The 12,613-nt window shown below is 47.3% G+C and carries 2 protein-coding genes; one reads left to right on the top strand and one right to left on the bottom strand.

Features of this window, described 5'->3' with window-relative positions:
• Positions 1–11: 11 nt before the first annotated feature.
• Positions 12–2,015, bottom strand: coding sequence for a TolC family outer membrane protein (locus tag LPA49_RS17860; protein WP_227006835.1), 2,004 nt, complete (start codon positions 2,013–2,015; stop codon positions 12–14).
• 245 nt (positions 2,016–2,260) lie between these two features.
• On the opposite strand from LPA49_RS17860, the gene LPA49_RS17855 reads away from it, so the two are divergent.
• Positions 2,261–12,613, top strand: a 10,353-nt coding sequence (locus LPA49_RS17855) for an Ig-like domain-containing protein (RefSeq protein WP_230237389.1), incomplete at its 3' end; no start/stop codon positions are given.

Below are 12,613 nucleotides of genomic sequence, written 5' to 3'. Positions count from 1 at the left end.
AAACCTAAAGTTTAAGACCAGCCGTCTTTCATGGCGGGTGGGCGATTACCTTTTTCGGTTATTACCGCTTCAATGCGACGATTTGCTGCGTTTGCGCGAACAGAAATCTCATTTATTCTTGGCTGATCAATTCCATAGCCTAATGACTTCACTCTTGTTGGTGAGATACCGTATTGTTGAATGAGTATTTCAGCGACCGAAAAAGCACGTTTTTCTGACAGTTTTTTATTGTAAAGAGCAGGGCCTTCTAATGAAGCATGGCCTTGGATTTCGACATTTTTACTGGGGTGTTCTTTTAAGAAGTCTGCCAGTCTTGCAATTTCTTGCATATATTCAGGGCGTACAACACTAGAGTCGGCAAGAAAGGGAATACCTATTTCGACATTGCTAGTGTTGCTACGGTACTTTGTACAGCCTCTTTCATCGACCTCCGTAAAAGCAGGAGTTGATGGGCAATCATCATTTTCGTTAGCAACGCCGTCGTTGTCATCGTCAACGAAGGTGCTTGCGGGTGTTGTTGGAATGGTGAGATAACTCGGCATGGCTGTCACACTCATATACGCGTTATCTTGTTGCTTCTTTTTTTGTAAAAAGGCTTGTCGACTCAGGGTCGCTGCAACATCAAATTTAGGACAAATACTGTCAGCACTGAGTGCGATAGGGTCGTCGGTTAGCTCACTGATTGCAGGAAATTTATCTGATTTTACATTGAGGGTTTCAAGTAATTTCCCCATTTCGGCCAGCATCGTTAGTATGGCTGCTTGTCTATCGTAAAGGGCTGCAGTGTAAGAGCGATTAGATTGAAATGATTCATTCTCTGCATCAAGTACATCGAGCAATGTGCGCTGACCGATATCGAATTGGTCTTTGTAGGCGTATTTAACTTTTTGCGACGATTCTTTATGGTTAGCGAGCGAAGGTATTTTGCTTTGTAGGACTTGTACACTGTTGTAGGCGATTTGTAAGTTCTGCCTTATTTCTATACATGTTTGATCGCGTTGATATTTAGCAACGTTCACTTCTTGATAGGCTTGGTCTAGATTTGCGCTATCGAGTCCGCCGTTATAGAGGTTGTATCTCACATCAATACCAACACGTGCCTCAGAGCGGGTTTCGTTTAACCCTAACTCGTCTCGGTCTTGCATGCCGTAGCGTGCTGATAAATCAACATTCGGATGAAAGGCCGATTTTTGCGAGTCTGCATTGGCTTTTTGTGCTTCGATATTGTAAAGCGATGCATAAAAATTTGGGCTGTTTTTATAGGCGATATCAAGGGCTTGATTTATTGTGATGGGGATTGCGTCATCACTCAACTTTGCCTTTACCGTACCTTGAGTCGGAAGCTCGCCAATAATACGCAAATAGCGTGCACTGACATCATGCAAGTTTTCATATTCTGTCATCACGTTTGACTGCGCTAATGACAGACGACCACTAATTTGTTCAAGATCAGCAGCACGCGCAACGCCAGCTCCCACACTTTGTTCAATCTGCTGATAAACCGATTCATGTTCTTTAAGGTTAATTTCAGCAAGTTCAACAAGCTCAGTAAACTTTTGTACGTCTAAATAAGCGATACTTGCAGCGAGTGCTGTTTTTTCGGCTTGATCTAATAATTCGAAATAACGTATTAATTGGATTCGTTCAAAACGTTTTACGTTATTTGAGGTTCTGAAACCATCGTAAAGCATTTGCCCGAGCGTTAATTCGGCAGTGTTACGGTTATATTCTTCTTCAATACCGTAATTGCGCTTTTCGTACCCAGCACTGGCCGACACATCCACTGTGGGTAAATAGCCAGAACGTGCCGCATCAATACCATGCATAGATGCTTTAAATGCATGCCAAGCTTGTTGCACTTCAGGGTTGGTTGAAATTGCTTTATCTGCCACATAATTTAGAGGCATCACTGAAACTTGTTCTGCATTAGCATTAAAAAAGCTGCCGTTTGCAGCAAATAATAAAGTGAAAAATACAGAGAGTTTCTTGGTAGTGAACTTTTCGCTAATAGTCATATCATCCTCTTTTATCGACTAAATTTAATTCACGCTAAGTTAGTTTTAGTCAACAAATTTAGATACTGCAAATACTTCTTTTGTATTATTTTGCGGGTGTTTGATCCTATTTTACGTGTACCCGTACTTTAGTCCTATAGTATTAGCTTTGTGTAAAACCTGTACCATAGTCCAGTAACTAAGTGCTGTTTCTCTACTAGATTTACGTTATACGCGTGCAATTTAAATATGTTGAGGAATAGCAAATGGATGCGAACCAATTATTAGTTATTGATGTACAAGGCTCTGCCGGTATTATTCAAGCCGATGGGTCAATTAAAGCACTGAGTGTGGGTGATGTTATCACTGTGGGTGATACCGTTATCACCGCGGATAAGTCAACATTGTTAATTGACGTGCAAGGTGAGTCTTTATCTATTCCTGCTAATAAAAAGGTCACCATTACGCCGGACCTACTCGCAAAAGAGGTCAAAGATAGCTCTGAAAATACGGTGTTTGATGACAGTATTGACGACGCCATTGCAAGCTTGAATCAACCAAATCAAGCAACCCCAGACCCGCAGCAAGGTGGTGACATAAGCGACTTTTTAGATGCGCTTGAAGGCGGTGGCGATATTCTCGATAGTTTAGAAGCCACTGCCGCTGGTGGTACAGGGGGAGCGACCTCGGGTGGCGGTACTTCATTTGTAGAATTAGCACGTATTGCAGAGGGCATTGACCCTTCAAGTCTCGCATTTGATGATAGTTTTAATAGCGATAGCAGTGGTATTTTTTCGCCGCGTGATACAACCGATGGTGTTGTCCCAACAGACACCTTAACGGCAACGGTTAGTATTGATGACCCAGGTGTTATAAATAACTCTCAACCTGTGATCACAGGAACCACTGAAAATCTTGTTGGTGAAACAGTCACGGTGACTGTCACCGATGTGAATGGTAATAACCAAGTGGTTACGGTGGTTGTTCAACCCGATGGTACCTTTACGACTCCACCTTTGGATCCACTGCCTGACGGCCCTATTGTGATTGAAGTGGTTGCTATTGACCCAAATGGCGACCCTGTTAGTGACACGATTGGTGCGAATATCGATACCATCGCGCCTGTTGTTATCATTAATGAATTGTCCGACTCTGCGTCACAAACGGTGGTGATTAATGGCTCTGTATCAGGCATTAGCGCAGGTGATGATGTCACAATTACGGTGACAGACAGCGCAGGCCAAGTACAAACATTTGTCACCCAAGTTGATGAGCAAGGTAATTGGAGTATTACCACAGAAGCGCTTGCTGAAGGTTTATATACCGTATTGGCTTCGGCTGTAGATGCGGCAGGTAACGAAGGCACCGATACAGAAAATGGACTCGTTGATTTAACGGCACCGGTGATAAACATAGACCCAATTGGTGAAACTAATGACACAACCCCCACGATTTCAGGCAATGTGAGTGGGGTGACTGTTGGCAGTGAGATCACGGTGGTGATTACTGCAGCCGATGGCGCTATTCAAACCGTGATAGCGATTGTTGCTGACGACGGTAGCTGGACAGTTGATGTGCCAGTTGCGTTGGTTGAAGGCGAATTTACCGTGACAGCCACTGTTTTAGACGCAGCGGGTAACGAAGCACAAGCAAGCACCACTGGTATTATTGATGTAACCGCCCCGATAATAAATATTACCCCAATTGAAGATACGCAAGACACCACGCCAACCATAACCGGTAATGTAGTCGGTGTGGTTGAAGGTAGCGTTGTGACGGTTGTGGTAACCGATATAAATGGCCAAGTTCAGACTTTAACCGCCATCACCGATGCTAATGGTAATTGGACTCTCGATGTTCCAAGTGAACTGGCTGAAGGGCCGTTTGAGGTGACTGCAACTGTCAGCGACTTGGCAGGAAACCAAGCACAGGATAGCGCAACAGGGGTGATTGACTTAACGGCACCAGACATCACCTTAACTGCCATTGCCAATACGAATGACACCACGCCTGTGTTTGTTGGTCGTGTTGAGGGTGTGCCAGAAGGCACACAAGTGACTATTCAAGTTGTGGGTAGTGATGGCCAATCACAATCGCTTACAGCGTTTGTGTTAGCTGATGGCAGCTATAGTGTGGAGGCGAGCACAGCATTACCTGAAGGCGGTTTTACTGCGATTGCAACAGTATCAGATCCGGCAGGAAATTCTGCGACGGCTAATACTTCTGGGACAGTGGCGTTTTCGCCTATTTCAATCACGATCGATTCTATTGCAGATAGCAACGACACCACGCCATTACTAAGTGGTCAAACTGAGGGAGTTGCGCCGGGCACAACTATCATGCTGTCTGTTACAGCAAGTGATGGTAGCGTATTTAATTTATTAGCGATTACACAAGCTGACGGAAGTTGGTCTATTCAAATGACTCAACCTCTTCCTGAGGGGGATTTTACGGTTGTAGCAACCGTGCTAGACCCACAAGGTAACGAAGCGCAAGCTACTGCAATCGGTAATGTTGACTTAACAGTCAGTATTAACTTTATTATTGATACCAATGACACAACCCCCAGTGTATCGGGTTCGACCCAAGATGTTGCCCCGGGCGCAGTGGTCACCGTGACCTTTATAGGCAGTGATGGCGCGACAGAAACAATACAGGTTATTACCGATGCAAATGGTGATTGGTCTGTAGAGGCCACCATTCCTTTGGTTGAAGGCCAATTTACCGTCACGGCAACCGTTACGGATGAGGTGGGTAACACGGCCACAGCCAGTGAAATTGGTGAAATTGACTTAACCGATCCAACTATTTTCATTGATCCCCTTAATGATACCAATGACACAACGCCAACAATTTCAGGGTCAGTACTTGATGTACCCGCGGGTACTACCATTTCATTGCTTGTGACAGACAGCAATGGAGTAACGCAAACACTAACAGCTACAACCGATGCGCAAGGTAACTGGCAGGTCGATGTTGCCAGCGAATTAGCCGAAGGCGATTACACTGTCACAGCAAGTGTCAGTGATGAAGCTGGGAATACCAGCACCGCCACTGCAACAGGTACTATCGATTTGACCGCGCCTATTATCAACATTGATACAATGGCTGATAGTAACGACACAACGCCGACAATATCAGGCACGACGCAAGGACTTGATGCAGCAACGACAGTCACGGTAAGTGTGACAGACAGTGCAGGCAGTACACAAACATTCACAACAATTACTAATGCCGATGGTAGCTGGTCAGTCACAGTCACTGATGAATTAGCAGAAGGTGAATTTACGGTTGTTGCACAAACACAGGACAAAGCGGGTAATAGTGCTGAAGATACTGAAACAGGTGTTATTGATTTAACCGCTCCGAGCATTGCGATAAACGAATTTACGGATTCAAATGATGTTACACCCGTTATATCGGGTGTTGTTTCGGGCGTTGAGCCAGGCACTTTAGTCACTATTACGCTTGTTGATAGCAATGGCAATCAACAGGTCTTAACTGCGGTTGTAAATGCTGACAACACGTGGCAAGTCGGTGCAAATCAGGTCTTAGCAGAAGGTGAGTTTACAATCACCGCCACGGTGAGTGACCCTGCGGGTAATCAAGCACTTGATACAGCAACAGGCGTTATTGATTTAACAGCTCCTATTATTGCTCTTGACTTCCTTGGAAGCAGTGCAGACAACACCCCGACTATCACGGGGACGGTGCAAGGCGTTAATGCGGGTACAACCGTCACGCTTGTGGTCACTGACTCTAATGGCAATAGCCAAACGTTCACGGCCTTAATCAACAGCGCAGGTGGCTTTAGTGCGGATGTACCAAACGGCCTAGCAGAGGGTGAATACACGGTAATTGCTTCAGTGGCAGACGAAGCTGGCAATCAAGCGCTTGATACCGCAACGGGTAATATCGATTTAACCGCGCCAATTATTGATCTTGACCCCTTAGGGAGCAGTGCCGACAACACCCCGACCATTACAGGTACGGTACAAGGTGTTAATGCTGGAACAACAGTCACGCTCGTGGTCACTGACTCCAACGGCAATAGCCAAACATTTACAACGGTAACCAACAATAATGGTGGCTTTAGTGCAGATGTGCCTACAAGCCTTGCTGAAGGTGAGTATACCGTAACTGCCTCGGTGGCAGATGATGCAGGCAATCAAGCCTCTGACACTGAAACAGGTCAAATCGATAGTTCATCACTGACTATTTTAATAGACGCTGTTGGTGAGACAAATGATATAACCCCCACCATTTCAGGGTCTACATTAAACGCGACAGCGGGAGATCAAATCACCGTGGTGATTACGCCTGAATCTGGCGTGGCTCAAACCTTTACCACACAGGTTGATGCAAATGGTAATTGGACCATTACAGTATCGCAAGCGTTAGCTGAGGGTGAGTTTACCGTTGATGCAACGCTGACTGATCAATTTGGTAATACAGCAAGCGACTCAATTACAGGGGTGATTGATATTACGGCCCCTAGCGTGACAATTGATACGATAGGCTCAATAAACGACAGCACACCAGTGATTTCGGGTACATCACAAGGTGCCGTGAATGGCAGTACAGTGACTGTGACAGTGGTTGATTCGCAAAATAATAGCCAAGTGTATACCACCACAGTAGATGCCAATGGAAATTGGTCTGTGCCTGTAACCAGTGCAGTCGCGCAAGGGCAATTTACAGTGACGGCCAGTATCACTGATAATGCGGGTAATACAGGCACAGATACCGAAATTGGTAACTTTGATGGTGTGGGTCCGCTATTAACGCTTGATTTCGATCCGCTTACAAATGATACAACCCCACTTATTTCGGGTACTACAGATGCAGTTGCTGGCACGGTTGTGTCGGTTGTTGTTACAGATAGCAATGGAGCGACGCAAACTCTTTCGGCTGTTGTAGCTGCTGATGGTACGTGGTCTATCAGCCCTGATACGCCTTTGGCTGAGGGCGCATTTACAGTCACAGCCAGTGTCGCGGATGAGTCAGGTAATCAAACTCAAGTAACGGATACTGGGGTGATTGATATCACTGCGCCGACCATTTCGATTGATAATCTGGGCACAGTGAATGACACCACGCCAACGATCAGTGGTCAAACAAATGAACCTGCGGGCAGCATCGTAACAGTGGTGGTCACTGATGGTGTCGCAAGTTATGAATTTACAGCAATTGTGAATGCCGATGGCAGCTGGTCAGGCGATGTACCTGCTCAGTTAGAAGATGGCAATATTAGTGTTACTGCTACTGTGACCGATGCGGCGGGTAATTCAGCGCAAGCTAACAGCGCCTTTATTCTTAATAGCTCTGCACCGAGTATTGCGATTGATGCTATTAATGATACCAATGATACAACACCGACAATTAGCGGTACGTCTGATGCCCCTGATGGCACGCTAATAACAGTCATCATTGAAGACAGTGATAATAATAGCCAGTCTGTTACTGCGACAGTGCAAAATGGCGTATGGAGTGTAGAACCAACACAAGCACTTAGTGAGGGGAGTTTCACTGTGTCGGCGTCGGTCACTGTGGATGGCTTAACCAGCGATGCCAGTGCACAGGGTTTAATTGATATAACCCCTCCGACAGTCACTATTGATGCACTTGCAGATACCAGTGATGTTACGCCATTAATTTCAGGCCAAACATCGGGTTTAGTGTCGGGTAGTATTGTAACCGTGACTATTACAGACAGTAATGGGGATTCGCAGGTTGTTTCAGCGACGGTGGCACAAGATGGTTCGTGGTCTGTGGCGGCAAGTACAGACTTAGCCGAAGGTCAATATACAGTAACCGCGGTGGTTGCCGACAGTGCAGGTAATCAAGCAACAGACACCGAAACAGGCATTATTGATTTAACAGCCCCTACAATCAGCATTGATAATATTGCCGACACAAATGATGTAACGCCCGTGTTGTCTGGTCAAACAACGGGTGTACCTGCAGGCTCACAAATTACCCTCTTGGTGACAGATAGTAACGGTAATACGCAAACCCTGATTACGACTACCTTAGCAGATGGTTCATGGTCAGTTGAGGCTGATGTGATTATTGCCGAAGGCGCATTCACCGTTGAAGCAACAGTAAGTGACGCGGCAGGTAATACAGCCTCTGATACTGCGATTGGTGTTGTGGATACTACCGCACCTACCATCACGGTGGATGCACTTGCACCAAGCTCAGATGTAACACCAGTGATCAGTGGTATGGCAGAAGGAGTTCCTGCGGGCACTGTTGTCAGTATAGTGATCACAGACAGCCAAGGCGTGCAGCAATCACTCTTTGCAACCGTTAACAACGATGGTAGTTGGTCTGTAGAGGCGTTAGATGCGGTCGCTGAAGGCGAATACACCGTTGTTGCAACAGTGCAAGACGCAGCCGGAAATCAAGGTACAGACACCGAAACAGGTCTTATTGATACCACAGCACCGACAGTGGTCATCGACCCACAAGCTGTGACAAACGACACAACCCCCGTCATTAGCGGACAAACCTCAGGTGTGCCAACCGGCACCGAAGTTAGGCTGACAATTACAGACAGTGCGGGCAATGTGCAAACGCTGGTGGCAACAACGGGAGCCGACGGTAGTTGGTCAGTTGCTGTATCTCAAGCATTAGCGCAAGGCAGTTATACCATTGACGCTGAGGTGTCAGATGCTGCTGGTAACACAGGAAACGACACGGCCTCAGGCGAAGTAGATATCACCGCGCCTGTTGTCAGTATTGATGCGATTGCCGACAGCAACGATGTAACCCCTGTTATTAGTGGTCAAAGTACAGGCGTGCCTGCGGGGACGCTTGTTACATTAACCATCACCGACAGTGCGGGTAATGTTCAAACAGTAACAACAACTGTACAAGCCGATGGTAGTTGGTCAGCTGAAGCAGCAACGGCACTCGCCGAAGGTGATTACACCGTTGTTGCAACCATTGTGGATGCCGCAGGTAATACAGGCACCGACACCGAAACCGGCACAATTGATGTGACCGCGCCAACCATCACCATTGATGCGCCAGCGCTGACCAATGACAACACGCCAACGGTGACAGGTTCATCAGACTTAGCCAATACTAATTTAGATGTGACCTTTACCGATGCCAATGGCACCAGCCACACAGTGACAGTGACCACCGATGCGTCAGGTAATTGGAGTGTCGATGCAGCGCAAGCACTGGCCGATGGTAACTACAGTGTGACAGCGAGTATTAGCGATTCAGCCGGTAATAACAGCAGCGCCACAGACAGTGGTGTAGTTGATACAATTCCTCCAGAGCTTGCCTTTGTGCCGACCTTCTTACTGGGTCAATTGGTTACTTTAAGCGGTACCTCTGATTTACCGGCTGGTAGTACGGTCACTATTACCCAAAACTTGGTTGGCGGTGGTGTAGTGACATACACTGCGACAACCGATGCCAATGGTGATTGGTCATTGACCGGCTTAACTGTACCACTGGCCAGTTTAGCGTCTATCACCGCAAGTGCGTCTGATGAAGCCGGCAATGTACGCACGATTACCTCAACCGATTTTGATGGTACACCGCCGACTTTAACCGTGAGCGTGGATGCACTGACAAATGACAACACCCCACTTATTAGCGGGACCACCGATGCCGGTGAAGGGGCACAAGTCAGCGTGGTTGTCACCGATGCCAATGGTGCAACAGAAACACTGACCGCCATTGTTGATGCTAATGGTAATTGGAGTGTGAGCCCAACCACCGCCTTAGCCGATGGTCAGTTTAGCGTTGAAGCCAGTGTCCGCGATGGGGTTGGTAACTTAAGCGAAGAAACCGTGACCGGTGTTATCGACACCCTTGCGCCAACACTGACCTTAACTGGCGTGGGTGAGGGCAGTGATGTCACTCCGGTGTTAAGTGGTACCAGTAATGAAATTGGTGCGACGGTTACTATTTCTGTCACGGATAGCAACGGCACAGTACAAACTTTTACTGCCATTGTTGGCAGCAACGGAACCTGGAGTAGAGAAGTTCCTAATGGTCTTGCTGAGGGGGATTATACCGTCACGGTGACAGTAAGTGATGATGCAGGTAACACCAGCAGTGTGACTGCAACAGGCAATATTGATACCACCAACCCGGTTGTTACTGTGAATGATAATGGCCTAGGTAACGACGATACACCAACCTTAAGTGGTACCTCAACCGAGCCTGCGGGAACACTGGTCAGTATTATTGTTATTGACAGTAATGGGGATACACATAACTTTACCGCGACTGTAGCTGCCAATGGGTCGTGGCAAACAGATGCCTCTGTATTACCTGACGGCGATTATACTATTACTGCAACGATCACCGATGCAGCAGGCAATGTTGGCACAGACTCAGGCACGGGTCGTATTGATACAACGCCACCATTATTAACCATTAATAATCTAGGGACGGTCAATACAGATACGCCAACAATCAGTGGGACTTCGTCAGAACCGGCTGGCACAGTTATTTCTTTAGTTGTAACTGATTCAAGCGGAAATACGCTGAACTTATCAGCGGTGGTTGATGGAAATGGCGACTGGTCTGTTACTTCACCGTCACTAACAAACGATGATTACACGGTTGTGGCAACGGTTGAAGATGCTGCGGGTAATACCGCAACAGCCTCTGAAAGCTTTACACTCGATACATCTGCGCCAAGCATTGCGATAGATGTTATTGGTGAAATTAACGATCCAACTCCTACGATTACGGGCACAACTGATGCCGCTGATGGCAGCACGGTGACAGTTGTGATTGATGATGGTGTCAATCCGGTAGAAACATTAACCACAATGGTCACCGGCGGGGTTTGGTCTGTGACAGCAAACAATGCGTTACCAGAAGGAAGTTTTACAGTTACCGCAACGGTGACAGTTAATACTATTGATGGCACGGCAACACGCACAGGAACAGTCGATCTTACTGCGCCTAGTATCACCATAAATGATATTAACGACACCAATGATACCACTCCAACAATTAGCGGTACGACAGACGCAAGTGCAGGCAGTTTAGTCACCTTGACTATTACTGACTCTCTTGGAAATACACAAACAGTTGTCGCGACAGTATTAGCCAATGGTAGTTGGTCTGTTGCCGCTTCGACTATATTAGCCGAAGGTACATTTACAGTCACAGCTTCTGTTACAGACGCTGCTGGTAACACAGGCACAGACAATGCGACAGGTAATGTAGATATCACCGCACCTGTTGTCAGTATTGATGCGATTGCCGACAGCAACGATGTAACCCCTGTTATTAGTGGTCAAAGTACAGGCGTGCCTGCGGGGACGCTTGTTACATTAACCATCACCGACAGTGCGGGTAATGTTCAAACAGTAACAACAACTGTACAAGCCGATGGTAGTTGGTCAGCTGAAGCAACAACGGCACTCGCCGAAGGTGATTACACCGTTGTTGCAACCATTGTGGATGCCGCAGGTAATACAGGCAGTGACACCGAAACCGGCACAATTGATGTGACCGCGCCAACCATCACCATTGATGCGCCAGCGCTAACCAATGACAACACACCCACAGTCACTGGCTCATCAGATTTAGCCAATACGAATTTAGATGTGACCTTTACCGATGCCAATGGCACCAGCCACACAGTGACAGTGACCACCGATGCGTCAGGTAATTGGAGTGTCGATGCGACGCAAGCATTGGCCGATGGTAACTACAGTGTGACAGCGAGTATCAGTGATTCAGCGGGTAATAACAGCAGCGCCACAGACAGTGGTGTAGTTGATACAATTGCACCAGAGCTTGCCTTTGTGCCGACCTTCTTACTGGGTCAATTGGTTACTTTAAGCGGTACCTCTGATTTACCGGCTGGTAGTACGGTCACTATTACCCAAAACTTGGTTGGCGGTGGTGTAGTGACATACACTGCGACAACCGATGCCAATGGTGATTGGTCATTGACCGGCTTAACTGTACCACTGCTCAGTTTAGCGTCTATCACCGCAAGTGCGTCTGATGAAGCCGGCAATGTACGCACGATTACCTCAACCGATTTTGATGGTACACCGCCGACTTTAACCGTGAGCGTGGATGCACTGACAAACGACAACACCCCACTTATTAGCGGGACCACCGATGCCGGTGAAGGGGCACAAGTCAGCGTAGTTGTCACCGATGCCAACGGTGCAACAGAAACACTGACCGCCATTGTTGATGCTAATGGTAATTGGAGTGTGAGCCCAACCACCGCCTTAGCCGATGGTCAGTTTAGCGTTGAAGCCAGTGTCCGTGATGGGGTTGGTAACTTAAGCGAAGAAACCGTGACCGGTGTTATCGACACCCTTGCGCCAACACTAACCTTAACTGGTGTGGGTGAGGGCAGTGATGTCACGCCGGTACTCAGTGGTCGTAGTAATGAAGTGGGCGGCACTGTCACCGTGACAGTCACCGACAGCAATGGGGCAGAGCAAACACTCACCGCCACCGTAAATAGCAGTGGTGATTGGAGCGTTGAAGTACCGACAGCCCTAGCCGAAGGCAGCTACACGGTTGCCGTGACCATCAGTGATGATGCAGGCAACACCAGCAACGTTACCGCCACAGGCAATATCGATACCACCAACCCCGTTGTTACT

Source organism: Pseudoalteromonas sp. MB41, assembly GCF_020966275.1.
GTDB lineage: Bacteria > Pseudomonadota > Gammaproteobacteria > Enterobacterales > Alteromonadaceae > Pseudoalteromonas > Pseudoalteromonas lipolytica.
The sequence above is the reverse complement of the archived record's forward strand: the minus strand, read 5'-3'. Positions and strand labels throughout refer to the sequence as shown.